This is a genomic window from Kitasatospora sp. NPDC127111 (assembly GCF_042677465.1).
GTDB lineage: Bacteria > Actinomycetota > Actinomycetes > Streptomycetales > Streptomycetaceae > Kitasatospora.
The window spans coordinates 4,031-27,326 of sequence record NZ_JBHXTG010000099.1 but is presented as its reverse complement, the minus strand read 5'-3'; the positions used below and the strand labels follow the sequence as shown (position 1 = coordinate 27,326).

Annotated in this window: 24 protein-coding genes and 3 pseudogenes; 16 read left to right on the top strand and 11 right to left on the bottom strand. The window is 72.5% G+C overall.

The window, feature by feature from the left end; genetic code table 11:
* Positions 1-94: 94 nt before the first annotated feature.
* Both ACFVHB_RS36515 and ACFVHB_RS36510 read right to left on the bottom strand, forming a co-directional pair.
* The gene (locus ACFVHB_RS36515; protein WP_380331138.1) at positions 95-589 is read right to left on the bottom strand and encodes a hypothetical protein; all 495 of its coding nucleotides are present in this window, start codon (positions 587-589) and stop codon (positions 95-97) included.
* A 159-nt stretch (positions 590-748) separates the two neighbouring features.
* Entirely contained in the window at positions 749-1,513 is a 765-nt protein-coding gene (locus ACFVHB_RS36510) for an alpha/beta fold hydrolase (RefSeq protein ID WP_380331136.1), read from the bottom strand.
* A 200-nt stretch (positions 1,514-1,713) separates the two neighbouring features.
* Here ACFVHB_RS36510 and ACFVHB_RS36505 point away from each other — a divergent pair, with 200 nt between their 5' ends.
* Complete coding sequence (locus ACFVHB_RS36505; protein WP_380331133.1) at positions 1,714-2,292, top strand: hypothetical protein; 579 nt, start codon at positions 1,714-1,716, stop codon at positions 2,290-2,292.
* Positions 2,293-2,426: 134 nt separating this feature from the next.
* Positions 2,427-3,251, top strand: a complete 825-nt coding sequence (locus tag ACFVHB_RS36500; RefSeq protein ID WP_380331130.1) for a glutamate racemase — start codon at positions 2,427-2,429, stop codon at positions 3,249-3,251.
* Positions 3,252-3,275: 24 nt separating this feature from the next.
* On the opposite strand, the gene ACFVHB_RS36495 is transcribed toward ACFVHB_RS36500, so the two are convergent.
* Positions 3,276-3,758, bottom strand: coding sequence for a nitroreductase family deazaflavin-dependent oxidoreductase (locus tag ACFVHB_RS36495; RefSeq protein ID WP_380331127.1), 483 nt, complete (start codon positions 3,756-3,758; stop codon positions 3,276-3,278).
* Positions 3,759-4,066: 308 nt separating this feature from the next.
* On the opposite strand from ACFVHB_RS36495, the gene ACFVHB_RS36490 reads away from it, so the two are divergent.
* Positions 4,067-5,083, top strand: a complete 1,017-nt coding sequence (locus ACFVHB_RS36490) for a magnesium and cobalt transport protein CorA (protein WP_380331124.1) — start codon at positions 4,067-4,069, stop codon at positions 5,081-5,083.
* Between the two features lie 57 nt (positions 5,084-5,140).
* Here ACFVHB_RS36490 and ACFVHB_RS36485 read toward each other — a convergent pair whose 3' ends face one another.
* From ACFVHB_RS36485 to ACFVHB_RS36475, 3 genes are all read right to left on the bottom strand, one after another.
* Positions 5,141-6,166 carry a CorA family divalent cation transporter gene (locus ACFVHB_RS36485; protein ID WP_380331121.1) on the bottom strand — a complete coding sequence of 342 codons (1,026 nt, stop codon included), beginning with the start codon at positions 6,164-6,166 and terminating at the stop codon, positions 5,141-5,143.
* Positions 6,167-6,411: 245 nt separating this feature from the next.
* Positions 6,412-7,821, bottom strand: a complete 1,410-nt coding sequence (locus tag ACFVHB_RS36480; RefSeq protein WP_380331118.1) for an oxygenase MpaB family protein — start codon at positions 7,819-7,821, stop codon at positions 6,412-6,414.
* Positions 7,822-7,978: 157 nt separating this feature from the next.
* Positions 7,979-8,617, bottom strand: coding sequence for a TetR/AcrR family transcriptional regulator (locus ACFVHB_RS36475; RefSeq protein ID WP_380331115.1), 639 nt, complete (start codon positions 8,615-8,617; stop codon positions 7,979-7,981).
* A gap of 107 nt (positions 8,618-8,724) precedes the next feature.
* Here ACFVHB_RS36475 and ACFVHB_RS36470 point away from each other — a divergent pair, with 107 nt between their 5' ends.
* Complete coding sequence (locus tag ACFVHB_RS36470; RefSeq protein ID WP_380331113.1) at positions 8,725-9,393, top strand: hypothetical protein; 669 nt, start codon at positions 8,725-8,727, stop codon at positions 9,391-9,393.
* Between the two features lie 166 nt (positions 9,394-9,559).
* Here the strand turns inward: ACFVHB_RS36470 and ACFVHB_RS36465 are convergent, their stop codons facing one another.
* Positions 9,560-9,934 (bottom strand): VOC family protein, encoded by a 375-nt coding sequence (locus ACFVHB_RS36465; RefSeq protein ID WP_380331110.1) that lies wholly within the window; start codon positions 9,932-9,934, stop codon positions 9,560-9,562.
* Positions 9,935-10,170: 236 nt separating this feature from the next.
* Here ACFVHB_RS36465 and ACFVHB_RS36460 point away from each other — a divergent pair, with 236 nt between their 5' ends.
* Positions 10,171-10,335 (top strand): hypothetical protein, encoded by a 165-nt coding sequence (locus tag ACFVHB_RS36460; RefSeq protein ID WP_380331108.1) that lies wholly within the window; start codon positions 10,171-10,173, stop codon positions 10,333-10,335.
* 128 nt (positions 10,336-10,463) lie between these two features.
* On the opposite strand, the gene ACFVHB_RS36455 is transcribed toward ACFVHB_RS36460, so the two are convergent.
* Positions 10,464-12,128 (bottom strand): CHAD domain-containing protein, encoded by a 1,665-nt coding sequence (locus ACFVHB_RS36455; RefSeq protein WP_380331105.1) that lies wholly within the window; start codon positions 12,126-12,128, stop codon positions 10,464-10,466.
* 577 nt (positions 12,129-12,705) lie between these two features.
* Positions 12,706-13,356 (bottom strand): LysE family translocator, encoded by a 651-nt coding sequence (locus ACFVHB_RS36450; RefSeq protein ID WP_380331102.1) that lies wholly within the window; start codon positions 13,354-13,356, stop codon positions 12,706-12,708.
* Positions 13,357-13,597: 241 nt separating this feature from the next.
* Here ACFVHB_RS36450 and ACFVHB_RS36445 point away from each other — a divergent pair, with 241 nt between their 5' ends.
* From ACFVHB_RS36445 to ACFVHB_RS36430, 4 genes are all read left to right on the top strand, one after another.
* Positions 13,598-14,134: a hypothetical protein gene (locus ACFVHB_RS36445; RefSeq protein WP_380331099.1), complete on the top strand. Its 537-nt coding sequence runs from the start codon at positions 13,598-13,600 to the stop codon at positions 14,132-14,134.
* Between the two features lie 157 nt (positions 14,135-14,291).
* On the top strand, positions 14,292-14,474 hold the full coding sequence (locus ACFVHB_RS36440) for a hypothetical protein (RefSeq protein WP_380331096.1): 183 nt from the start codon (positions 14,292-14,294) through the stop codon (positions 14,472-14,474).
* A gap of 206 nt (positions 14,475-14,680) precedes the next feature.
* Positions 14,681-15,511, top strand: coding sequence for a ZIP family metal transporter (locus ACFVHB_RS36435; RefSeq protein ID WP_380331093.1), 831 nt, complete (start codon positions 14,681-14,683; stop codon positions 15,509-15,511).
* A gap of 278 nt (positions 15,512-15,789) precedes the next feature.
* Positions 15,790-16,227, top strand: coding sequence for a nuclear transport factor 2 family protein (locus tag ACFVHB_RS36430; RefSeq protein WP_380331090.1), 438 nt, complete (start codon positions 15,790-15,792; stop codon positions 16,225-16,227).
* Here ACFVHB_RS36430 and ACFVHB_RS36425 read toward each other — a convergent pair.
* Positions 16,200-16,805 carry a hypothetical protein gene (locus tag ACFVHB_RS36425; RefSeq protein WP_380331089.1) on the bottom strand — a complete coding sequence of 202 codons (606 nt, stop codon included), beginning with the start codon at positions 16,803-16,805 and terminating at the stop codon, positions 16,200-16,202. The two genes, ACFVHB_RS36430 and ACFVHB_RS36425, sit on opposite strands and share 28 nt — an antisense overlap.
* Before the next feature lie 154 nt (positions 16,806-16,959).
* Here ACFVHB_RS36425 and ACFVHB_RS36420 point away from each other — a divergent pair, with 154 nt between their 5' ends.
* Both ACFVHB_RS36420 and ACFVHB_RS36415 read left to right on the top strand, forming a co-directional pair.
* Positions 16,960-17,742, top strand: a complete 783-nt coding sequence (locus tag ACFVHB_RS36420) for an N-acetyltransferase (protein ID WP_380331144.1) — start codon at positions 16,960-16,962, stop codon at positions 17,740-17,742.
* A gap of 130 nt (positions 17,743-17,872) precedes the next feature.
* On the top strand, positions 17,873-18,151 hold the full coding sequence (locus ACFVHB_RS36415; protein WP_380331086.1) for a hypothetical protein: 279 nt from the start codon (positions 17,873-17,875) through the stop codon (positions 18,149-18,151).
* A 9-nt stretch (positions 18,152-18,160) separates the two neighbouring features.
* Here the strand turns inward: ACFVHB_RS36415 and ACFVHB_RS36410 are convergent.
* Positions 18,161-18,663 (bottom strand): annotated as a pseudogene (locus ACFVHB_RS36410) (IS5 family transposase); the annotation flags it as partial.
* A 217-nt stretch (positions 18,664-18,880) separates the two neighbouring features.
* Here ACFVHB_RS36410 and ACFVHB_RS36405 point away from each other — a divergent pair.
* The 5 genes and pseudogenes from ACFVHB_RS36405 to ACFVHB_RS36385 all read left to right on the top strand — a co-directional run bounded on the left by ACFVHB_RS36405 (position 18,881) and on the right by ACFVHB_RS36385 (position 22,183).
* Positions 18,881-19,675, top strand: a complete 795-nt coding sequence (locus ACFVHB_RS36405; protein WP_380331083.1) for a VOC family protein — start codon at positions 18,881-18,883, stop codon at positions 19,673-19,675.
* A gap of 161 nt (positions 19,676-19,836) precedes the next feature.
* Positions 19,837-20,048, top strand: a pseudogene (locus ACFVHB_RS36400) (serine/threonine protein kinase); the annotation flags it as partial.
* Positions 19,961-20,437, top strand: a pseudogene (locus ACFVHB_RS36395) (IS5 family transposase); the annotation flags it as partial. The pseudogenes ACFVHB_RS36400 and ACFVHB_RS36395, both read left to right, overlap by 88 nt.
* Positions 20,438-20,707: 270 nt before the next feature.
* The gene (locus tag ACFVHB_RS36390) at positions 20,708-21,334 is read left to right on the top strand and encodes a hypothetical protein (protein WP_380331080.1); all 627 of its coding nucleotides are present in this window, start codon (positions 20,708-20,710) and stop codon (positions 21,332-21,334) included.
* A gap of 375 nt (positions 21,335-21,709) precedes the next feature.
* A complete protein-coding gene (locus ACFVHB_RS36385; protein ID WP_380331077.1) occupies positions 21,710-22,183 on the top strand; it encodes a transposase in 474 nt (157 codons plus the stop codon).
* Positions 22,184-23,296: the final 1,113 nt, after the last annotated feature.

Sequence of the window (23,296 nt, the reverse complement as noted above, 5' to 3'; positions counted from 1 at the left end):
GGGCCGGGGGCCGGTCGGTTCGGGGGGCCGGTTCCCGGCGCGTGAGCGGTCACCCGGCGCGTGCCGGAGGGAACCCGGCGGCCCCGCTCGCCGCCTAGAGGCAGACCCAGCAGTACAGCTGCTCGCCGGCGTCGCGGGCGCGCCCGGCCAGCAGGACGAGGTCGTGGGCGACGGGCCGCAGGTCGTCGGCGAGCGCTCCGTGCAGTTCCTCCGCCTGCGCCCACCTCTCGGCGATGGCGGGCAGCCGGGAGTCGTGCACCGCCGCGAGCGTGTCACGCACCTCGGGTGGGAGCTGCGACACCCAAGGCCCGGTCACCCAGGGGTCGTCCTCGTCCTCCAAGCCGTCCGGGCCGGGAGCCGGCGAGGTCGGCCAGACGTACGTCTCCCGTACCAGGTCCACCTGCCACGGGACGTCGCGGACGGCCGCGATCAGCTGCGCCAGGACCACGCTCGGGTCGATCCGCTTGGCCTCGACCCCGTCGAAGGCGGGGGGTCGTGCGGTGAGCGGGGACCCGCCGTCGGCCCGTTCGAGTGCCCGGACGACCGCTGCCGCGTCCGGCGCGCGGAAGTAGTCCGTCAGAACGCCCACCGTTGTCCTCCCGACCGTCGGTCTGTTTCGCCAGGTAGTAGATCAGACCCCGCCGACAGCACGCGCGACGGTCCTTCCGGGACTGCCCTGCCAGCTGTTCCTGCCAGTCCTGCTGGATCTGCCGGTCCCGCCCGTTCTGCCGGGTCGGCCCCGGCGGCGTCAGCCGTTCAGGGCGTCGGCGACCGCCCGCGCGAAGCCCTCGGGGTTGTCGAACATGATGGTGTGGCCGCAGTCCGGGATCGCGCGGACGGTGACGCCGGACTCCACGAGCCGGCGGACGCCGGCCGGTGCGCCGTCGGCCTCCGGGTGGAGGAAGGTGCGCGGCTGGGGGAGCGCGGTGAGGTGTTCGCGCAGGGTGGGGACGGTGCCCCGGGCGCGGTGGGCCGCGGTGCGGTGGAGCGCCTCGCGGCCGGCCATGCGCATGGTGGACCACCAGGTGGGGCCGACCCGCTGCTCGGTCCGCGCCCAGCCGCCGGCCAGGAACTCCTCCTCCGTGAAGGTCTCGATGGCGCTGCTGCCGGGCACGGGGACCGCCGGTGCCGGGTCCAGTGAGACGTCGACCAGGACCAGTTTCGACACCAGCCGCGGGTGCCGGGCGGCGAGCAGGATCGCCACCGCGCCGCCCATGCTGTGGGCGATCACCTCGGCACCCGTGACGTCGGCCGCCTCCAACGCGGCGGCCACGGCGTCCGCGTGGGCCTCGAGCGTGTAGCTGAAGCCGGTCGGGCGGTCGCTGATGCCGAAGCCGAGGAGGTCGAGCAGCAGCGACCGCCGGCCCGTCAGCAGGGGGTGCGCGGCGGCGGCCGCCGAGTACACGGGCGAGCTGGCCCCGAGCCCGTGCAGGTAGAGCCGGGCGGGCTCGGCGCCGGGGATCTCCACCCACCGGATCAGGTCGCCGTCGGGGGTCACGGGGGCATGGCGCATGGTCGACTCCTTGCTCGCTGAGGGACGGAGAGACCATACATCGGCGCCGATGCATATCGGAATCGATATACTGCGGGCATGCGGCATGCGGCATGCCGCCGCGCCGCAATCACGCGGTCCCCGCGCTCGCCGTTCGCTACGGTGGGCGGGTTGCCGATCTTCGGACGCCGGCACGACGACCACGCGGGGGATCGACCGCCATGCAGCAGGACCACCCCGCCGGGCCACCGGTGCCGGACTTCGTCGCCGAGCTGGCGGCGCTGGCGGCCACCGGTGCGCTGGACGCCCTCCGGGTCGGCGTCGCACTGTCCGGGCTCACCGCCCGCTACGGCGAGCCCTGGGACGGCGGCCCCGCCGACGGGAGCGGCTCCGGGCAGCACCGGTTCGGCCGGGGCAGCCTGCAACCGGTCTTCTGCCGGTGCGGCCGGCTGGAGCGGCTGTTCATCCCGGTCTGGCACGGCGAGCTGGAACTCCCGCTGCCCGGCGGCGGGCTGCGCACCGTCGACTCGCGCGTCACCGAGTCGGTGCTCACCGCCGCGCTCACCGCGGCCGGCCTCTCCTGGCGGACCATCACCTACGAGAGCCTGCCCGACCAGCGGACCCTCGAACTGACGCCGGCCGAGGACGTGTGGGTGAGCTTCGTCCTCACCGACCGGGAGGACGACGACGACCCGCCGCTGCAGGACTGGGTGCTGAACAAGGCGAGCCTCCGGAGGATCGTCCACCCCCGGTGCCCGGGTGACGGCCCGTCGGACGCCGGCGCCACCCGCGAGCGCTGAGGCACGCCCCCCGCCGCCCGGTGCCGAACGGGCCGCGCGGGCCGGAAGGCCCCGAGGGTACCGGGCCAGGAGTCGATCACACGCCCGGCCTCCGCGCTTCCCCCGGTGGGAACGGGCTTGGTAGCTTGATCATCATGACAGTGGCATTGATCGACTCGGGACTCGGCCTTCTCTCCACCGCCGGCTGGGTGCGGCACCTCGCCCCGGAACTCGATCTGCTGCTGCACTCGGACCCCGAGGGCGCCCCGTGGGGACCCAAGAGCACGTCCTTCATCACGGACCGTCTGTTCGCCGCTGCCCGCTCCGCGGTCGAGCGGGGTGCGGAGGCGATCGTGGTGCCCTGCAACACCGCCACCGTCACGGCGATCGACGCCCTGCGCCAGGCGTTCGAGCCCCGGGTGCCGGTGATCGGCACCGTTCCCGCGGTGAAGCCGGCCGCAGTGGCGGGCAGGAGCATCGCGGTGTGGGCCACCGTGCGGACCACGGCGAGTGACTATCAGGCCCGCCTGATCGCCGACTTCGCGAACGGCAGGCCGGTCGTGCGGGTCGCCTGTCCCGGGCTGGCCGAAGCGATCGACCACGGGGACGTGGCCGCTGCGTCCGAGGCGATCGCCCACGCGGTCGAGCGGACTCCCCTCCACTGCGACGTCGTCGTGATGGGGTGCACGCACTACCCCCTGGTGGCGCCGGAGATCCTGCGGCGGTTGCCCGCCGGCACCACCCTGTACGACAGCGCGGAGGCGGTCGCCCGGCAGACCCTGCGGCGCCTGGGCCGGCCCGCGCGGTCGGACGGCGCGCCGGGGAGCGTCGAGGTGATGCTCAGCGGGCGCCGCGGAAGCCTCCCGGCAAGCGCCCACGCCTACGCCGTGGGCCGGGCCCTCGCCGCCGCGACGCGCGTGGCCGGCGAGGACCTCATGCCGGCGGCCACCCGCCTTCCGGTGCCCGCCCCGGCCGTCTGAGCACGGCCACCTCGGGTCGGCAGCTCAGTCCCCGGTCGGCGCCGGGGCCTGCGCCGGCCCGCCCAGGTGGTCGGGTTCGAGGACGAAGACCGGGATCACGCGGTGGGTCCTCTCCTGGTACGCGGCGTACGGCGGATACGCGGCGACCGCGCGCTGCCACCACTGGGCCTTCTCGTCCCCGGTGACCTCACGGGCCGTCATGCCCCGGCGTCCGGGGCCGTCCTGGAGATCCACCCGCGGGTCGGCCTTGAGGTTGAAGTACCAGACCGGGTGGCGCCGGGCGCCGGCGTTCGAGGCCACCGCCGCGTACCGCCCCTCGTGCTCCACGCGCATCAGCGGAATCTTGCGGATCCGGCCGCTCTTCGCGCCGCGCATCGTGACGATGACGACCGGCAGGCCCGTGTCCCAGAGCGTCGTTCCCCGTGTGCCGCCCGAGCTCTCGTACAGCTCGACCTGGTCGCGCACCATGGGCGCCGGACTCGGCTCGTACTCGCCCTCAAGAGGCATCGCCTTCACCCCATCGTCGTGTCACGGATCACGTCGGCACAGTCCACCACGAACCTCGCGCGAACGGGGCGACCGCCGTGCCCGCCCTGCCGAAGGCTTCGAACGCGACGGCAAGGTCCCGGTGTCGCACCCGGCTCTGGGTCTGCATGGGTCGGGGCGTCCACGGGCAGCGACGTCCCGACCCGACGGCGGACGGGCGCGGCGCCTTGCGTGCCCGACCGGAGCGGGCGTTCGAGGCCGACGGTTCCGGGGCCGCCGACGGGGGGTAGGTTGGCAGCCCGTCGGCCGCGAGGGCCGCCAGGGAGAGGATGGTGGTCGGGTTGGCTTCGCGGGCGGTCGTGGACTGTGCGCTGTACGAGGACGGGCACAGGCTGCCGGGCGCGGTGGAGCTGTCGGACGTCCTGGAGCGGATAGGCGGGAAGGACGGCCGGTTCGTCTGGATCGGCCTGTACGAGCCGAGCGCGGAGCAGTTCGCCGAGATCGCGGCGGCGTTCGGCCTGCATCCGCTCGCGGCGGAGGACGCGGTGCGCGCGCACCAGCGGCCGAAGCTGGAGCGGTACGGGGACACGCTGTTCCTGGTGCTGAAGACGATCGTCTACGTCGAGCACGACGAGGTGACGGCGACCAGCGAGATCGTCGACACCGGGGAGATCATGGTGTTCGCGGGGCCCGGGTTCGCGATCGTGGTGCGGCACGGGAGCGCCCCGGCTCTGGGGGTGGTGCGGCGGATGCTGGAGGCCACCCCGGAGCTGATGGCCGTCGGGCCGACGGCGGTGCTGCACGCGGTGGCCGATCACGTGGTGGACGGCTACCTGACCGTCGCCGACGCCTTCGAGCGCGACGTCGAGGAGCTGGAGGCGGAGGTCTTCTCCGTCGAACGCACCGACGACGCGGGGCGGATCTACCAGCTGAAGCGCGAGCTGCTGGAGTTCAAGCGGGCGGTGGTGCCGCTGGGCACGCCGCTGCAGCGGCTGTCGGACGGTACGTCGGGCCTGGTGCCGACCGCGATAGCGGCCTACCTGCGGAACGTGGCCGACCACCACGCGCAGGTCAGGGAGCAGATCCTCGCCTTCGACGAGCTGGTGGGCAACATCCTGGGCGCGAGCATCGCGCGGCTGTCGGTGCAGCAGAACACCGACATGCGCAAGATCAGCGCCGGGGCGGCCCTGGTCGCGGTGCCCACCCTGGTCGTGGGCGTGTACGGGATGAACTTCGACTTCATGCCGGAGCTGCGGTGGAAGTTCGGCTACCCGCTGGTCCTGCTGCTGATCGTCGCCGTCTGCGGGTTCGTCTACCGGGCGTTCCGCCGCAACGACTGGCTGTAGCAGCGCCCCGTGCCGTCCTGCCGCTCACCTCGGGATCACCTCCGGACCGCCGGTGGCTCACCTGCGAACCATCTCCGGGATCGGCGGTGTCGGGTGAGGGCGCCGTCGGCGCAGCCAGAGGTACAGCAGCAGGCACGGCAGGAGCAGGCCGCAGACGCTGAGGACGAGGAACGCGGTGAAGCTGCTGATGTGGCTGACCAGCCACGCGAAGTTCTGTCCGAAGAAACCGACCACGAAGGACAGCGGCAGGAACACCGACGCGAGGATCGTGAGCCGTTCCATCGTGGCGCTCTGCCGAAGATTGATCTTGTTCTGTTCGACGGAGATCACCGCGATGTTCGCTTCCAGGACGGTGGCCAGCAGGTCGCGTTGGGCGGCGACCTCCTCGTTGACCAGCAGGAGGTGGTCGTGCACGTCGCGGAAGTACGGCAGGAGTTCGGACGGTGACCTGCCGGACTGCAGCCGTCGGCCGAGCACGGCGAGCAGCGGGTGCACGGCGCGGTAGAAGTCGGTGGCCTCGCGGCGCAGGAAGTAGATCCGTTCGGTGGGGGCGACCGCTCCGGAGAACACCGTGGCCTCGATCTGCTCGATGTCGCGATCGAGCTCCGCGACGACGGGTGCGTAGCCGTCGACGACCTGGTCGAGGATCGCCCACAGCGTGGCGGCGCTGCCGGCGCGCAGCAGTTCGGGGCGGCGCTCGAGCCGGCTGCGGGCCCCGGAGAGCTCGCTGGCGATGCCCTGGCGCACGGTGATCACGAAGTGTTCGGCGAGGAAGATGCTGATCTCGCCGGTGTCGACCTCCTCGCGCTCGTCGTCGTAGCGCGCGGTGCGCAGGATGATCAGCTCCGTGCCGTCCTCGTACTGCTCGGCCTTGGGCCGCAGGTGGAAGGCCTGCGCGTCCTCGATGGCCAACTCGTGCAGGCCGAAGCTCTCGCGTACCTTGGCCAGCTCCTCGGGCCCCGGTTCGAAGACGCCCAGCCAGACGAATCCGCCCTGTGCGCAGCGTGCGGCCGCCTGCTCCAACGGCATCGGGCCTTCGTGCTGGCGGCGTCCGTCGCGGTAGTGTGCACAGTCGACGATCATGGCCTTCCTCCTCGCCTCCGCGCGCTACGCACCCGGGTCGCCGGCGGCGCCGTGGCGCTCACACGCCCCCCAGCAATAGATGCTCCTCCGATTCGCCCGGATTTCCGACCCACCCCAGCACGCCCACTACGCGGAGCGACCGGCCGTGGTCCGTCCGGTGCGACGCGTGCGACCGGTGGCACCGGTTCCACCGGACGGAACGCGCGGCACCTCGACGCACGAGCCCGCCGGTCCCGGTCCCCGGGTCAGGGGCGGCCGAGGAGGGCCGCGCCGGCGATGGTGTCCGTCCGGGCGGTGAAGAAGTCGGCGAACGCGGTGACGAACTCCTCCTCGCTGATCAGGCCGTCGCCGTCGGTGTCCAACTGCCGGAAGCCGTCGTTGAGTTCGGCCGGGTGGACCCGCGATCCGCCGAACAGGGCGCGGTACTCGTCCGCGCCCAGGTGGCCGCTGCCGTCGGTGTCGGCGGCCCGGAACAGGGCGCGCACCGCGGGCCCCAGGCCGCGGTCCAGGTAGGCCGGGTCCCGGTCGACGCCGGCGAGCATCGCGGACACGAACTCGCCGCAGTCCACGGTGCCGTCGCCGTCGGCGTCCATCGCCCGGCAGAGGTGCCTCCACCAGGACTCGAACGCGGCGTAGAGCACGTCTTCCCGCTCGGCGGGCAGTTCGAGCTGCCAGCAGATGGTGTGGACCATGGCCTGGAGGTCGGCCGTGTCGACCCGTCCGTCGCCGGTCTGGTCCAGGACCTGGTGGAAGAAGGTCTCCAGGCGGGCCCCGCGGGAGTCGGCGACGCGGAGCCGCGGCACCTGGCGGGCCGGCGCGCGCCGGGGGACCGGCTGTCGGCCGGTGGCGATGGCGGATGGGCGGCGGTAGCGCAGGTGCTCGGGCAGGCGGGTCACGACGTGCCGAGCGCCGTGGTGCAGCATCCAGGACAGGGCGGCGGCGGAGCGGGACGGGCGGGTGCCGAACCGCTCGTGCCAGGCCGGCGGCAGGTCGGCGACCGTGAGGCCGCTCAGCACGCGGGCCGCCACGACGCGCAGGAGCGGCCACGCGGGCCCGAGCCGCCCCAGCCTGCGGGGGGCCGGCGCCTCGCGGAGCATCTCGAACAGCAGGTGACGGACGAGGTCCCCGTACTCGAGGACCTCGCGGATGTTCCGCTCCACGTACGGCGGCACGTCGGCGGCGGTCGGCGGGACGGCCTCGCCGGGAATGCCGAGCGCTTCGCAGACCTCCCTGAACTCGCCGTAGAACGCTTCGAGTTCGGCCGGCCCGAGCCGTTCGCCGGACAGTTCGCGCATCGCCGTGATGGCCTCGTACAGCGTCACCATCACCCAGGCGCGGACCGCTGGGTCCTCGGCGGTGTACGGCCGTCCCGCGTCGTCGGTGCCGTGGATCCGCCGGTGCGTACGGGCCAGCCGGGCCACCTCGAGCCGGCGTTCCTCCGGCCCGGCGGAGAACAGCCTCGCCCCACTGTCCAGGGTGTGCTGGATGCGCCGCCACGGGTGCGCCCGGTAGGTCGAGTACCGGGTCATTCCGGCCGCCACGGCGGGATGAGCCGCCTGCAGGATGATCAACCGCCAGGCCACCAGCACGAGCCGCCGTTCGCCGAGACTGCGGCGCAGCGGGCTGCGGGGGTCGGACGAGGGCGCGGATGTCACGGGGACTCCAAGGGGGCGAGGCGGACCGGCCGACACCCCGTACAACGCGCCGCAGCGCCGGGCGTCACCTCGGTTCACTCCTCCGTGCCGTGTCGAATCCCCGCCCGCGCCGGACCGGCCCGCCGACGGCTGGCGGTGTCCCCGCATCCGGGAGCGGTCAGGTGACGTCGCGGGAGAGCGTCGCGAAGCCGGCGCAGAGCAGGCGGACGCTTCGCGTGAACTTCTCGTCCTGGCTCGGGCGGGGTACCGACGGGCCCATGAGCAGGGGGAACCGCTCGCACAGTTCGGCGTGGAGCTCGGCGGTGACCGCCGGGGGCGTCGTGGGCTGGTTCTGTTCCTGGAGCACGAATCCGGTGACGTGGCTGAGCAGGGTGTCGGCGGCGATGCCGCAGTGGTCGGCGGGCACGCCCGCGTCGAGGAGGGTGCGCAGCAGGCGTTCCATCAGGGAGAGCGCGCCGGTGCTGAGCGTGCCGGGGCTCTCGGCGAGGAGTTGGGCGCCGCCGGGGTGCCGTTTGATGCTGCGGCGCAGGGTGCTGGCCTGGGTCTCGACGCGGTCCTGCCAGGTGGCGGCGGGAGGGAGGGCGGCGAGGGCTTCGGTGCCGGCGTCGTACGCCTGGCGGCAGACCCGGTCGGCCATCAGGGCGAGTAGCTCGTCCTTGCCGCGCACGTGGTAGTAGAGGCTGCCCGCGTGGGTGTCCAGGCGGTCGGCGACCTGGCGCATCGAGAGGTTCTGGTAGCCGACCTCGGCGAAGACGGCCATCCCCGCGTCGACGATGCCCTCCTTGGTGAGCTTCATGCACCCAACGTACAGCCTTTTCCAACGCCGTTGGAAAGCTGTGCTAGCTTTGCGCCGTCGGATTTTCGAACGGCGTTGGAATGCGCCGCGAACGGGGGAGAGCGGGTATGGGGGTGATCGTCTTCAACGTGACCACGGCCGCGCTGATGATCATGATGGTCAACTGCGGGCTCGGCGTGGTCGGCCGGGACACGCTGCGCGGGCGGCCGCTCCCCTGGGCGGCGGTCGCCCTGACCACGCTCGCCGTTGGCGGTGTGCTGCTCCAACTGGCCTGGTCCGGCGCCATGGACGCGCTGGACGCCGACCCCGCCAAGACCGGCTGGTGGCGCGAGTTCACCTCGGTGTTCATGCAGAACGGCGGTCTCTCCGGCGGCCTGTGGAACCTCCTGACCCTCGCCGCCGTCGCCGCGCTCGCCCAGTGGTGCTGGGGCGGCCCCCTCACCCTCGGCTTCTTCCTCGCCGGCATCCTGTTGCCCGGCCGCATCGACACGCTGCTCGGCCTCGGCGACGGTCCCAGCACCGACCCGCGCAACTTCGCGGGCAGTTCCGGTGCCACCTACTTCCTCGGCGGCACCCTCGCCCTCGTGCTCCTCACCCGCACCCGCCTCCGCAAGGAGATCGCCCTGGGGGGCGCCGTCCCGGCACTCGGCCTCGCGATGTGGCTCGCCCAGGACAACGGCCACGGGCTCGTGTCGGTCTACGGGTTCGCGCTCGGGGCGGCGGCGTGGGCGGTCCGGCGGCGGCTGGTCCGCCCGGCCCTCGGACAGCGGGCCTGAACCGTCGGCCCGCACGGACGTCCCGGGGCGAAGCCCGCCGTCCCCCGCAGGGGGAGCACCGGCTACCCGGCGGTACCCGTCCTCGCCCCGGACATCGCGACGTCCGGGGCGAGGACGGCGGCCATGGTGACGTGGGGCCCCGGGGGTTCGGTGGAGGCCGCTGAGGTCAGTGGAGGCAGAGGCAGAACGGATGGCCGGCCGGGTCGGCGTAGACGCGCCAGTTGGCGTCCGGGCGGAGCTGGTCGGTGCGTTCCAGAACGGTCGCGCCGAGGGCGAGCGCACGCTTCTCCTCCCCGTCGAGGTCGTCCACGTCGAAGTCGAGGTGGAGCTGTTGCGGGTGTTGCTGGCCGGGCCACCGGGGCGGCTGGTAGTCGTCGACCCGTTGGCAGGCCAGCGGCGTGCCCTCGAAACCGTGCACCTCCACCCAGCCCGGATCCTCCGGGTCCGTGACCACCCGGCCGCCGAGCAGGTCCGCGTAGAACTCCGCGAGTCGTCCCGGATCGGCACAGTCCAGCGCGATCGCCTGCAGCTTTCGGATCATATCCGGCACCCTTCGTCTCCTCGGCCGCCTCAGCGACCCCTTCGTGCGGGAGGGGGCGTACCCGGCCCCGGGGCCGGCATGCGCCGCCCGTCCCACGTGTACTGGGTGTGGCCATGGGCCGCCGGGGTAAGCGCGGTCCATCAGTCCCATGGTCAGGGAGGCGCGCCGGTTCCCGGGGCGACTCGTGGTACACGACCTGGCGTCGTGCCCCTGACCCGGAGGAAGGAAGGCACCTCATGGTATGGATCCTGCTGTTGGTCATCATCGCGATCGTGCTGGGGCTGATCGGCGCCGTGGCGGAGGGCCTGTTCTACCTGCTGGTCATCGGGGTCGTCGTGTTCCTCGTGGCCCTGCTGCTCGGTGTGCTCCGGGCCAGGGGCAGCCGCGGGCGGATCCGCTGACCGGTGCGGACGGCGACCGCCGCCCGCACGGGTCGCCGAGCGGGTGGCCGCCGTACGGGTACCTGGCGCCGCCTGCGACAACCCGGTGCGGCCCCGCTCAGGGCTCAGGGCAGTCGGGTGAGGGTGGCTCAGGGCAGCCGGGTGAGCTTGCGGCGACCTGCCCGGCGGCGCAGCTTCGGCAGGCGCCGCTGCGCGGCGTCGGCGATGTGCCGCTGGCGTTCGTGGAGGACGCCGTAGGCGAAGGCGTGCCGCCGGCTGCCGGTCTCCTCGGCCGCGAGGGTGGTCAGCTCCTGCCGGATCACCACGCTGTCCTGGTGAGTGCCCAGGACCTTGTGGAGCCTCTTCATCCGGGCGCCGAACTTCGCGGCCCGCTTCTGCGCGCGGTCCGGGAGAGGGGGCCGCGCGTTCTCGGCGGTGTACCGGGCGCGCTTGGCGGCCTTGCGGGCGAGGTGCAGCGCCTCGTCGCGCCGCGGACCCGGCTCGGTGCGCAGGGCACGGTCGAGGCGTTTCAGCGTCCGGCGCTGCTCACGCCGCAGTACGCCGGACAGGTACGTGCGCGCCTTGCGGTCGGCCCGCCCGCGGAGCGGCGGGTCGGCGGCGAAGGCGTCGAGCCGGTCGAGCAGGGCGAAGTAACGGGTGTCGTCGAGTTCCGCGACCGCCCGCTGCCAGGCCTGCCGGTAGCCGTGGGCGTAGCGTTCGGTGAGCCGGCCGCGCAGGGCGCCGCGCATCGGGGCGGGGACGGCGGTCAGCTGGTCCACCAGTTCGTCGCCGAGTACCTCCTGGTCACGGGCCTCGCCGAGCAGCTTCCCGAGCCAGCGCAGTTCCGTGGCCAGCGCCTCGGCGGAGTCGCGCTCGAAGATCCGCCGGTGGGCCTTGAGGAGGCTCCGCAGGCGGCGGGCGGTGACCCGCATGCGGTGCACGGAGTCCGCCTCGTCACGGCGAACGGCCGCGTCGAGGCCGAGGAGGGTGTCGAGCTGTTCCCGGAGGCCGCCCATGACGAGGGCACCGGCCGACCCGGCTGCCGGGGCGTGCACCGCCCCGTCCGGGGCGCCCTCGGACGGGGCGGCCGCGGACGGGGCGGCCGCGGAGACCCGGGGCTCGCCGAGGACCCGGGAGAGCTTCGAGGGCCAGGGCGAGCGCACCAGCCCCGCGTCCGCGAACACGGCCTCGATCCGGTCCAGCAGAGCCGGCGTGCCGTGCTCCAGCTCGACCTCGAACTCGGTCCACCCGAGGACCTCCGTACTGGTCCCGCCCGCCGGGCCGGGTTCGCCCGCGGGACGCTCTCCCGGCGCGCCGGCCTCGGCGTCGGCCACCCGACCGTCCGCGGGCGCGACGGCGACGCGTCCCGCATCCAGGACCTGGGCCGTGACCCGGTCCTCGGTGATCCGCGCGAGCGTCTCCCCCCGGTCGTCGCGCAGCAGCCGGCGGGCGCGGTGGGTCCGCAGGTGCGCCACCGGCCGGAGCGCGGCGCCACGGGTGACGGCCGCCACGAGGACGGCGAGCTCGGCCGGGACGTCGTTCGGCCCGCCAGCCGCCAACGGCCGCCGGACCTCCAGGCGCGCGTCGTCGGCACGCGGCAGCTTGAGGTGCCAGCCGGCGTCGTCGCCGCCGGTGCGCCGGCGCAGGGTGATGCGCCGGCGCAGCAGACGCAGGTCCTGCGTGTCGTAGTAGACGGCGTCGAGGTCCTGCGGCCGGGCACGCTGCGCCACCGCTACACCCCGCACCCGGTCGAGCCGCTCCGGCAGCGCGTTCCCGTCGTACTTCCGCTCCGTCTCCACATGCTGTGTGCCCATGCCCGGCGGATGCCCGCGACCGCCCCACCCATGCGGGCCGGGGGACACCGGCCGGCAACCGGTCCCAGTGAACGAGCGCTTCAGCGGGCGCTGGTCGTCAGGCCGCAGCGCTCGTGTCGGTCACGGGGTGGAGGCGGAGTTGTTCGGGCCGACCACGTCCTCGCCGACCAGAGGCCGGTAGAGCCCCTCGGAGAAGCCCACCCGGTACTCGTCCCAGGATCCGTCGTGCTCCGCCGCGCGTATCCGGGGTGTCCTGTGCGGTCGGGCAGCGGGGCCGGGAAGACGTGTTCGCCGCGATCGGTGCCGGTGACCGTGATCAGGCCCGTCCCGCGTCCCGAACCTCACCTCCTGCGGGCCGAGGACGGCGCGGATGTCCTCCTCCGGCTCCAGCCGGTCCTCCCGGTCCCCGTGGAGCCCGGCCCAGACCCGGGAGGTCTCGCGGATCCTCCTCCCGAGGTGTCACCGCTCGGCGGCCGGCCGGTTCCGGTGGGAGACCTTGACGACGCACCCTGGGCTGACGAGAGGCCAGCTCACCAGTGGCGGTCACCCTCGACGCGCGGCCGTGAGCTGTCGGCTGTCAACGCACGGCGACCGCCGCGCCCGTTCGTTCGGTGGCGATCCTGACGGCGAAGCCCGCCAGCGCGATGCCCATCACATAGCGGTGCAGGCGCTGCCAGAGCGGGTGCCGGCCGAAGAACCCGGCGACGGAGCCGGCCGTCACGATGAAGAACGCGTTGCCCGCGACCCCGACCGCGATCAGGGTCAGCCCCAGCAGCAGCCCCTGGAGGCCGACATGGCCGCGCGACGGGTCGACGAACTGCGGCAGCAGCGAGATGTAGAGGATGGCCACCTTGGGATTGAGCAGGCAGGTGAGGAAGCCCATCAGGAAGAGCTTGCGCGGTCCGTCCTGCTTCAACTCCTGGGGCGCGAAAGCGGATCGCCCGCCCGGCCGGACGGCCTTCCAGGCCAGCCAGAGCAGGTAGCCCGCTCCGGCCAGCTTGACCGTCAGGTAGATCTCCGGCACCAGCGCGAAGACGGTGGCGATACCGGCGGACACCGCCAAGAGGTACACCAGGAAGCCGAGGGCGACCCCGGCCAGTGAGGTGAGCCCCGCCCGGCGGCCCTGGGCGATCGAGCGGGAGACCAGGTAGATCATGTTCGGCCCCGGCGTCATCACCATGCCGAGCTCCACCATCGCGATCCCCGCCACTGCTCCCAGCCCGACCACAGCACAACCCTCCGTACACACGTTCGCCTGGACGCAACCTAGCAGCGCACGGCCACGTGCGGCTCAGGGTGTGCCGACGCGCGGTAGGTGTTTACTCACCGCCGACGGCCGGGGGCGCCGCGTTCAGGCAGCTCGTGGGGGCGGGGTCACTCGGTTGAACTCGTGGGACGGCGGCCGACGGCGTCAGGTGCGAGGTTGAAGGCACTTGTTGGACGTCCCGCGTGGGAGAGGTGCTCGAACCATGGCCTGGTCGCTGTCTGTTCGTCGTCCGGCGGCGCTGGCCGCCGTTCTCGCGGTGTCCGTGCTGGCTGGGGCGGCGCCGGCCCGGGCGGCGGGGGCCATCGAGCACTTCGACGTGACGGAGACGGAGACCTACACCGCGCCGCTGGAGGGATGTCTGCCGCCGGATCTCCTCGGAACGGTCACGCTCACGGAGCACTCCACGGGGTGGGTCGTGTCGAACGGGCCGGCGGTGGTGATCACCGGGACGAACGTGGTCGACTTCCACATGGACCTGCCCGACGGGCGGTACGTGCAGAGCGGCCTCGACCGGGACGACTTCCAGGTGGTGCTGCGGCTCCCGTACGACACGGTGAGCAACGTCAGCACCCAGGACGAGCGCACGATCCACGCTGCGGACGGGAGGGTCATCGGAACCCTGACCATCCACGAGGAGCACCAGGTCGTCTACCGGGACCTGAACACCAACGGAGAACCGGACCCGGGTGAGGTCACCGTCGAGCGCCACGAGTTCCGGCTGACCTGCGGCACGCCGTAAGCGGTCGGTGCCGAGAAGGCCCTGGAAGGCCGCCACCCTGCCGCGGGCGGCGGCCTTCGGCGCTGCCTGGGGCGATCTGGGGAGCACCGTCGTGCCTCGTGCGGCCGAATTCGCCACGCCGGTGACGGCGGCGAACGGGGCGACCCACACGAAGGTCATGATCGTCACCCTCACCGACTCCGGCCGGGACCTGCTCGCCCGGGCCTACCAGGAAGTCATCGTGCTGGAGCGCGCCCTGACGGACGGCTTCAGCACCGGCGAACACCGCCGGTTCCGCGAGTTCCTCGACCGTGCCACGGCCACCCTCGTCGAGCAGACGCCCACGGCGACACCGCGCTGACGACGGCGCCGACTGGGCAGGAAAGGAACCGCCGCCCGCCGCTCCGGCGGCTGCTGTGTCACCGGTCGGACGGCGCGCCCGTCACGTGAGCCGGGCGGCTTCGTCGGGGATGCGGCCGGGCGCCGGGGGAGGTAAAGCTGAGGGGAGAGCTCTTAGGTAAGGCTTACCAAAAGAGGCTGGGCCGCTTCTCGTCGCGGAGGGTGTTCATGTCCGGTCCACAGATTGCCCTGCTCGGTGCCGTGGCGGGCCTCACGATCTTCCTGGGCCTGCCCATCGGCCGGCTGCGCCGCCCCGCGCCGCGACTGCGGGCCGCGCTGAACGCCAGCGCGATCGGCATCCTGTTGTTCCTGCTCTGGGACGTCCTGACCGCGGCGTGGGAGCCCACGGACGCGGCGCTGAGCGATCACCACTGGGGCACCGCCGTGACCGACGGCGCGGTCCTCGCCGCGGGGCTGACCGTCGGCCTGATGGGGCTCGTCCACTACGACCGGTGGATGGCCCGACGCAGCGCGCCCGCGCCGCGATTGTCCCAGGGGCCCGGGGCGGCGGCCGTTACGGAGCTGGTGCCCGGGGCCCGTTCCCGGGCCGCGAGCCTCGCCCTGATGATCGCCGTGGGCATCGGCCTGCACAACCTCGCCGAGGGCCTGGCCATCGGCAACTCCGCCGCCGAGGGCGAGATCTCGCTCGCGCTGCTGCTCGTCATCGGCTTCGGCCTGCACAACGCGACCGAGGGGTTCGGCATCGTCGCCCCGCTCGCGGCCGAGGGCGAGCGACCGTCCTGGGGCGCCCTGGCCCTGCTCGGCCTCATCGGTGGCGGGCCCACCTTCGTGGGCACGCTCATCGGGCAGCAGGTGGTCAACGACACCGTGAGCGTCGCCTTCCTGGGCCTCGCCGCCGGCTCGATCCTCTACGTGGTCATCGAGTTGCTGGCCGTCGCGCGGCGCGCGGCGATGAAGGAGCTGACCACGTGGATGATCCTGGCCGGACTCCTGGTCGGCTTCGCCACCGACGCCGTCGTCGTCGCGGCCGGGGTCTGAGCGGCACGGCCGGGGTCCGAGGGGCACGGCCGGGGTCCGAGGGCAGGTGGCCGCCCCGCGCCTGGGCGTGGTCCGAGGCTACGACTGGGGCTGCTACCCGGGCCGGAAGAGCGGTTCGCCGAGCTTCGTCGGCGAGGATCTCCTCGAAGCACTCGTGCCGGCTGTGGGCGGCGAGTTTCGGCCCGCCGTAGCTTTTCGGGGAACCGTCGATCAGGTCGGCCCGGATGTGATGGAGTGGCCCGCAGTGTCCGAGCGTGTCCGAGTCCAGGGAAGGCGGCGTGTCCCGAACGCCACGGGAGATCTTCGAGGGTTATGTCTACGCCGGCGTGGTGACCCGGAACGCCGACGCTCTCGCGGAGAGTTTCACCGAGGACGGGATCTTCGAGGCGCCGCTGGTGCCCGCCGGTGCGGCCTTCCCGAGGAGGCTGGTGGGCCGTGAGGAGATCCGGCGCGCCATGGCGGCGTACTACGAGAAGCCGGTGGAGGGCGGCCGTTCGCCGAACTTCGCGAAGTCCGGGTACGTGCTGCACACCACGTCCGATCCCGACGTGTTCATCGCCGAGATCGACACGGTCTTCGACGGCGACGGCGATGCCGACGGTGTCGGTGATGCGGACGGGGAGGACGTGGTGGTCTCGCTCGTCCAGATCTTCCGCATCCGGGACGGGAAGATCGCCCGGCTGCGCGACTACTTCGCCCCCGCTCTGGTCGACTGACGACGTCCGGCAGGACGGGGAGCGGGCTCCTTCGCCGGTATCGAGGGGCTCGCGGAGTCGACGATCGCCGCCAGCTCCTCGGCCGACTCGGGGGTGAGGCGGTAGAAGCCCTGGAGGCTGATCGAGCGTTCGAGGAGCCCGTCCACCACGTACTTGAGCACACGGGTCTGGTTCCGGCGGTTCCGCCAGGTCAGGGTGGCGAGCAGGTCGCCGGGGACGGTCACGTCGAAACGGACGGGCGTCGCGTCGACGTGGACCGCGGAGGCCCCGCAGCCGCCGGCACCGAGCATGGACCAGTCGCCGTGCCCGGGGAAGGCCGGATCGCGCCAGGTCCTGGGGGCGGTGCCGCAGCAGTCCTGCCGCTCCCGGTCGACGACCCGCATGCGGCTCACCACCGTGACGACGCGCCGGTTGACGTGCAGCGCGTACACCTCGTCCCCGGCCCGGGCACCGGACCAGGCCGGGAGCGAGGTGTGCACGCCGCTGAACGCGACCGGCGGCCGCTCGCCGACGCGGCCCGCCTTTCGCAGGGCGCGGCAGGTGTCGTGGGTCCACAGGACGGTGAAGGCATCAGGCATGCGGGGATCGTAGGTGCGGGGACCGACAATCCCCGGGCGTGGCTCTGGCCTGCGGAAACAAGTAGCCCCTCCTGGTAGGGCTGTGGCAGGGTGTCGGGCCGTGACAGACACCGAAGCCCAGCCGGGCACCGAATCCCTGGCAGGCACCGAATCCCTGGCGTTCACTGACGCCCCGTCGGTCGCTGACGCCCTGACGATCACCACGCTCGCGGAGCGCCCCTCGCTGATTCCGCGGGTGTACGAGCTCGACGACACCTGGCCCGTCTTCGTGCCGCACGACCTGGTCGCCAGCGCCCTCCTGGACGAGGTCGTCGTCCGGTTCCCGCAGTACTGCGCGGTGGCGACGGACGGCGACCGGGTGGTCGCCCGGGCGCTCGCCGTCCCGTTCGACGCGCTGGCGGAGGGCCGTGAGGAGACGCCCGACCAGGGCTGGGACCGCGTCCTGTCGTGGGCGTTCCGCGACCTGCGCCGTGCCTGCACGCCGACGGCGGCCAGTGCCCTGGAGATCACGGTGGACACCGGGTACCTCGGCCGCGGCCTCTCCTACCGCATGTTGGGGGCCCTGCGCGACGCCGCCGCGGCCCAGGGCCACCGGGCGCTGCTCGCGCCGGTCCGCCCGACGGCCAAGCACCTGCAGCCGCACCTGCCCATGGCCGAGTACGTCGGGCGGCGGCGTCCGGACGGCCTGCCCGAGGACCCGTGGCTGCGCGTCCACGTGAAGGCCGGCGCCTCCATCGTGAAGGTCGCGCCGGCCTCGATGACGGTCAGCGCCTCCCTCGACCAGTGGCGCCGGTGGACCGGACTGCCGTTCGACCGCGACGGCGACACCGTCGTCCCCGGCGCCCTCGTGCCCGTGCACGCCGACCTCGCCCACGACCGCGCCGTGTACGTCGAGCCGAACGTCTGGGTCAGCCATCCGCTGCACCCGGCTTCCTGAGCTCAGCGAGCCGGCGGCCCGGGGTGGGCGGGCCGCCGCGCGGGAGCCGGCATCGTCGGTGTGTTCCAGGACCGCGTAGGAGCGGGGGGCTCGGCAGGGCCGCCCCTTCCGGCGACATATCGTGCGTCCCATGTCCAGCGAACGGGGCGAGCCGGAAGCTCACGGGAGCGCGAAGCCCGCGACCTACGAGACCGTACGCGCCGCGATCCTGGTCTCGCTCGACTACGCCAACCTGGACATGGAGTTCCCCCGCATCGCGCACTGGCTGAGGCAACTGCCTGCCGCGGACCGCGATCGCCTCCTGGACGAACTGGAAGCGATCGCGGCGACTGATGCGATCCGCCGGGACGACGCGACGTACCTCCTGAACGACCTCGGGCTGCGCCGCATCCACTGGGAGCAGCCCTAACTGATCGTTTCAGAATGACTTTCGAAGGCGCCGGAGGCAGATGATGCTGCAGGCGAGGTCGAGTAGTCCTTGGTGGAGGTCGGCGCGTCGCTCGTAGCGGGTGCGGAGGCGCTTGAACTGGTGGAGCCAGGCGAAGGCGCGCTCTACGACCCAGCGGACCTTGCCGAGTCCGGAGCCGTGGGCGACGCCGCGTCGGGCGATCATCGGCTTGATGCCGCGCGTCCACAGCAGGCGGCGGTACTTGTCGAAGTCGTAGCCCCGGTCGGCGAACAGCCGCCGGGGCCTGCGGCGCGGGCGTCCTCGCAGTCCTCGGATCGGCGGGATCGCGTCCAGCAGGGGCAGCAGCTGAGTGACGTCGTGGCAATTGCGCCCAGTGAGCGTCACGGCGAGCGGGGTGCCGCAACGGTCCACGATCACATGGTGTTTGGAGCCGGGACGGGCGCGGTCGACGGGCGAGGAGCCGACAAGGTCCCCCCTTTGAGGGCCCGGACGTGCGAGCCGTCCACCGGCGCGCAGTCGTCCAGCGACCGGGAGGTCTCTAGGGTTCTGATGGACGGTCATGTCCGTGCCGCGCTAGGCTGGACGGGTACCGCACATCGAACGCATCCGCCCCCTGAACGCACCGCCGTTCAGGGGGCGGATGCGTTCGGCCCCGAAGACTCCGCGACAGCGCGACCGGCACGGCCGGCCGCGCTGTTCGCGCTGCCCGGAACAGGAGAGCTGACCGTCATGCCGCGACGAACCTGGTGGCGCGAAGGCACCCCCAGTCGGATCGACCTCCGGACCACCGACCGGGAGGCCGCGATGGCCTTCTACGGCGGCCTGTTCGGCTGGGAGTTCAAGGATCGAGACCTCAAGGAACTGGAGTTCAAGGACTCGGTGACTCCGGAAGCCCCGGGCCACACGATCGCCGTGCACCACGGCGGAGTGGTCGCCGGGATCGTCGAGGCGGGCGGCGCGTCCCCGGCCTGGTGGACGTACCTCGCCGTGGACGACATCGAGGCCGCCGCCGCCAAGGTCGAGGCGGCGGGCGGTTCGCTGCTGATGCCACCCGGCGACGGCGTGGGGGAGGAGCGGACGGCCCTCGCGGTGGATCCGACCGGTGCGCTCGTCGGGCTCTGCGCGAGGGGGGAGGGCGCCGAGGGGCTCGTGGTCAACGAGCCCGGGGCGTACACCTGGAGTGAGCTCATGACGGGTGACCGGGAGGCGGCCCTCGCCTTCCACCGGGAGGTGTTCGGGCTCACCGTACGGGTCGTGGACCTCGGGGGCTCGCCGTTCACCGGACTGGTGGCCGGCGAGGACATGGTCGGCGGAGTCATCCCCCTCCAGCGCGAGGGCGCGGTGGCCCGCTGGATCGTCTACTTCGCGGTGACCGACGTCGAGGAGACCGCCGCCCGTGCGGAGGCGCTCGGCGGATCCGTCGTGCACGGGCCGATCGACACCCCGGTCGGGCCGCTCGCGGCGCTCCGGGACCCGCAGGGTGCCGCGTTCAGCGTCTGGGCGGTGAACCTGCCGGCGCGGTAGGGCGGGAGTCCGTACGGGCCTCACCGTCGGCGGACGGGAGCACGGTTCGACCCGGGCTCGGGACCGGCCTCCCGCCGGTGCCGCGCCGCACGCGGTGTTTCGTGCGCGGACGAGTCCCGATCTGTCGCACTGGGTAGCGAGGCGTGACCGGAGGGTGGCGGATGGAGACGGTGATCGTGCAGTTGCCGGAGCAGGGTGGAGCTCCGGCGGCGGGGCCGCCCGCTCTGCTGCACATAGGGCCGGTGACAGTGCGGACTTCGGGCGGGGCGCCCCGGGCCGGCCGGTGGCGATCGCGCTGGCCGACCAGGGGGTGTCGCGTCGGGCCGGGGAGATCGTCGCCGCCGAGGACTACTGGCGGCTGTCCGACTTTGCGGCACCCCGCTCGCCGTGACGCTCACTGGGGGCAATCGCCACGACGTCACCCAGCTGCTGCCCCTGCTGGACGCGGTCCCGCCGATCCGAGGACTGCGAGGACGCCCGCGCCGCAGGCCCCGGCGGCTGTTCGCCGACCGGGGCTACGACTTCGACAAGTACCGCCGCCTGCTGTGGACGCGCGGCATCAAGCCGATGATCGCCCGACGCGGCGTCGCCCACGGCTCCGGACTCGGCAAGGTCCGCTGGGTCGTAGAGCGCGCCTTCGCCTGGCTTCACCAGTTCAAGCGCCTCCGCACCCGCTACGAGCGACGCGCCGACCTCCACCAAGGACTACTCGACCTCGCCTGCAGCATCATCCGCCTCCGGCGCCTTCGACAGTCATTCTGAAACGATCAGTAAAAGGTCAGGCCGGGTTGGCGGCTCCCGCGGACGCGCGCGGCGGCGAGCGGCGCCTGATCTCGATGCTCCTGGCACCGCGCGTGGCCGCGCGCTATGACGAGCTTGCGGTCCGCTCCGGGGCGAGCGCCCTCAGCGCGGCCATCAACGAGTGGCTGTGATCGGGTAACCGTGGCCCAAGTCCGGGCGGTGCTGGATCTGCCTGTGTGCGGCGCTGGATTGTCCGTTGGGCTGTCAGGGCACGCATCTACACTCCTCCCCATGCCGACATCCGCCATCCCCGCAGTCCTCTCCTATGCCGACGCCGACGCCCGCCTGGGCGGCGCGTTGTCCGCCGTGTTCGAGGGGGCGGGAGCGTCGCCCGGCTACGACGAGGTGCTGTTCTTCGACGGCGACCTCATGCTCGACGGGGATTTCCTGGACGCCGTCAACGAACTGCGCCGTGGGGGCGACGAGCACGACGTCGAGTTGATCGTGGTCACCGGTGACCTGACGGTCAAAGGTCCGATCGCGCTCTACGAGGACCGGCCCGGGCTCTACGTCGGCGGACGCACCGAGGCCGAGACCCTGGAGGGCGGCGCCGCGGAGATCCACATCCACGACGGCGCCTTCACCCACCTGGTCTACGGCTGGTACAACCACGGCTCTCTGCAGACCGGGATCGTCGACACCCCTTGGGTGATCGACTACGACCACCACATGGAAGTGGGCGCCCCCGACGCGCGCTGGGTGAACAACTATGAGGATGACGACGACGCCGACTTCGCCGTCGGGGACGGCATCATCGAGGCGTTCGTGCCCGAGGTCGTGGACGCGGAGGACGGCAGTCTGCTGGTCGAGGACTTCCTGGACCGGCTGCGGGCCGGGCTGCCGGTCCTGCGCTCGTGAGCCCGGTCGGCGAACCGAGCCGGCGAGTGATCACGTGTCCGGGGCTCCGGCCGACCGGGCACAGCACCTCGACCTGACCGTGCGCGAACCGGAGGGCTACCGAGCTTGATTGAGTGATGTCGGTGCCGTTCCCCTGACAGTGGTCGGTGCGCCGGCTGGGCCGACCAGACATCGACAACCTCGCCGCCCGACCTACGCCAGGTTCAGTGCTAGGCCGTGTCTGACAAATGATCTCCAAGAGCAATAGGGGCGGTAGGTGGCAGCTCCTGGTGGGGGTAGATCATCAGTGGTGCTGTCCATAGAACTCGTAACACGATCTTGCTGATCGGTGCTGGTGGCGCGTAACGATGCGACGATTCGTCCGTTTGTGATGCCGTGAGCAACAAGCCGTGGATCGTGGACGACGAGCTGTGGACCCGGATCGAGCCGCTGTTTCCGGCGTGGCCGGAGCGGTCGCCGGGCCCGCGTCCCGTGGATGACCGGCGCTGCCTGCAGGGCATCCTGTTCGTGCTGTACACCGGCATCACGTGGCAGCAGTTGCCGCTGGAGATGGGTTTCGGCTCCGGGCAGACCTGCTGGCGGCGGCTCGGCCGCTGGCAGCAGGCCGGTGTGTTCGAGGCCCTGCACCGCATACTCCTGGCCGAGTTGAACGCGGCCGGACTGATCGACTGGACGCGCGCCTGTGTGGACGCCTCCCACGTGCGCGCGAAAAAGTGCCCCTGCGTGGCGGTGTCGGAGCGGGGTTCGGCGTCTGCCGAAACGGGGCCGTCCAACCCGGGCATCCGCATACCACCCGGCGGGCGTTCGCCCCAGAGCACCCGGTCGACCCGGTGGTATCACCGACAGTGAAGGTGGCAACGCTCTGTTGCCACCGAATGTGCGACAGAGCCTGACCCCGAGTACACGTACGCCGGAGCGCCCACCCTCGCCGCTACCGAGAAACCGACGTGCGGCGCCCCGCGCCCTGAGAAGACCGACGGCGCCCCGTGCAACCGCAAGCCGTTCCATGGGGGCGACCACTCGAACCGGCTCCGCGAGACGTGGCCCCGCCTCGCTCTCGTACGCTGTGCCCGGTGCGGCGGTCCGGCCCCGAAGTCCGTCCCGATCGACCACCAGGAAGCCGCGAGTGGCCCCGGGTGAACCCGATGGGCGTGCCCGCCGACCTGCCGGAGTAGAACCTCTCTCCCCCGTCCGGGACCGATGCCGGGCGGGGCTCTCTCGGTCTCGCCGTAGAACCGTCAATGCCACTCCTCCGGAGACCCCGAGGGCAACGAGTTCTGCGTGCAGTGATCCCCCAGGTGCCCCACCCGCCCCGCACGCCCCCCGCCGGTGGCGCTGCCCCCGGCGATGGGTCAAGCGCCGGTCAAGCATCCCGCCGGCTGCCGTCACCCCTGGTCCGACGAGCGGGGGAATCATAGAATTGGAACCGATCGAATCAGCAGTGGAAGAAGCAGACCACGCGCCCGCCTGGACCAGACAGCCAGTCGGTACGAACGTGCTTTCACAGCCCGTTGAATCATGCAGGATCTGGTTCGCGTGAAGAGATCCTTACGTCCGGGCACTGCCGACGCCCGCAGTGCCGAAGCCTTGGCTCCGACCGTCGGACTGATTGTTTGCGCCAGGGGAAGCAACAACAGCCGGCCCGAACCGACGGCCCTTGAGCCACTGAGTACCCGCTCGACCGGCGAGGCTTCCGGTGCCCACGGCGCCGCTTCCGGTGTTCCCGGCACCGCCTCCGGCGTGCGCGACCGCCGTCGACGGGGAGGACGGGGGGCTCGTCCACTCCAGGTCGACTCCACCCGGCGGGGGCGAGCCCCGGCAACTCCACCGCCCGGCGTTCGATGCCCGACGCCTCAGAGCGGCAGGTCTCGTGGGGCGGGGCGGGCGCGGCCGGGCCCAGCCCCCGGGGGTGGGGGGGGGTGGCCCACCTGCGGCAGCCGCCCCCCCCCCCCCCCACCCCCC

Excerpts from the sequence above, each read along its gene's own strand:
- ACFVHB_RS36485 (WP_380331121.1), bottom strand. The coding sequence starts at position 6,166 with ATGATCGTCGACTGTGCACACTACCGCGACGGACGCCGCCAGCACGAA.
- ACFVHB_RS36490 (WP_380331124.1), top strand. The coding sequence starts at position 4,067 with ATGGTGGTCGGGTTGGCTTCGCGGGCGGTCGTGGACTGTGCGCTGTAC.
- ACFVHB_RS36465 (WP_380331110.1), bottom strand. The coding sequence starts at position 9,934 with ATGATCCGAAAGCTGCAGGCGATCGCGCTGGACTGTGCCGATCCGGGA.
- ACFVHB_RS36510 (WP_380331136.1), bottom strand. The coding sequence starts at position 1,513 with ATGCGCCATGCCCCCGTGACCCCCGACGGCGACCTGATCCGGTGGGTG.
- ACFVHB_RS36460 (WP_380331108.1), top strand. The coding sequence starts at position 10,171 with ATGGTATGGATCCTGCTGTTGGTCATCATCGCGATCGTGCTGGGGCTG.
- ACFVHB_RS36475 (WP_380331115.1), bottom strand. The coding sequence starts at position 8,617 with ATGAAGCTCACCAAGGAGGGCATCGTCGACGCGGGGATGGCCGTCTTC.
- ACFVHB_RS36470 (WP_380331113.1), top strand. The coding sequence starts at position 8,725 with ATGGGGGTGATCGTCTTCAACGTGACCACGGCCGCGCTGATGATCATG.
- ACFVHB_RS36415 (WP_380331086.1), top strand. The coding sequence starts at position 17,873 with ATGTCCAGCGAACGGGGCGAGCCGGAAGCTCACGGGAGCGCGAAGCCC.
- ACFVHB_RS36440 (WP_380331096.1), top strand. The coding sequence starts at position 14,292 with ATGATCGTCACCCTCACCGACTCCGGCCGGGACCTGCTCGCCCGGGCC.
- ACFVHB_RS36445 (WP_380331099.1), top strand. The coding sequence starts at position 13,598 with ATGGCCTGGTCGCTGTCTGTTCGTCGTCCGGCGGCGCTGGCCGCCGTT.
- ACFVHB_RS36500 (WP_380331130.1), top strand. The coding sequence starts at position 2,427 with ATGACAGTGGCATTGATCGACTCGGGACTCGGCCTTCTCTCCACCGCC.
- ACFVHB_RS36495 (WP_380331127.1), bottom strand. The coding sequence starts at position 3,758 with ATGCCTCTTGAGGGCGAGTACGAGCCGAGTCCGGCGCCCATGGTGCGC.
- ACFVHB_RS36505 (WP_380331133.1), top strand. The coding sequence starts at position 1,714 with ATGCAGCAGGACCACCCCGCCGGGCCACCGGTGCCGGACTTCGTCGCC.
- ACFVHB_RS36405 (WP_380331083.1), top strand. The coding sequence starts at position 18,881 with ATGCCGCGACGAACCTGGTGGCGCGAAGGCACCCCCAGTCGGATCGAC.
- ACFVHB_RS36390 (WP_380331080.1), top strand. The coding sequence starts at position 20,708 with ATGCCGACATCCGCCATCCCCGCAGTCCTCTCCTATGCCGACGCCGAC.
- ACFVHB_RS36435 (WP_380331093.1), top strand. The coding sequence starts at position 14,681 with ATGTCCGGTCCACAGATTGCCCTGCTCGGTGCCGTGGCGGGCCTCACG.
- ACFVHB_RS36425 (WP_380331089.1), bottom strand. The coding sequence starts at position 16,805 with ATGCCTGATGCCTTCACCGTCCTGTGGACCCACGACACCTGCCGCGCC.
- ACFVHB_RS36455 (WP_380331105.1), bottom strand. The coding sequence starts at position 12,128 with ATGGGCACACAGCATGTGGAGACGGAGCGGAAGTACGACGGGAACGCG.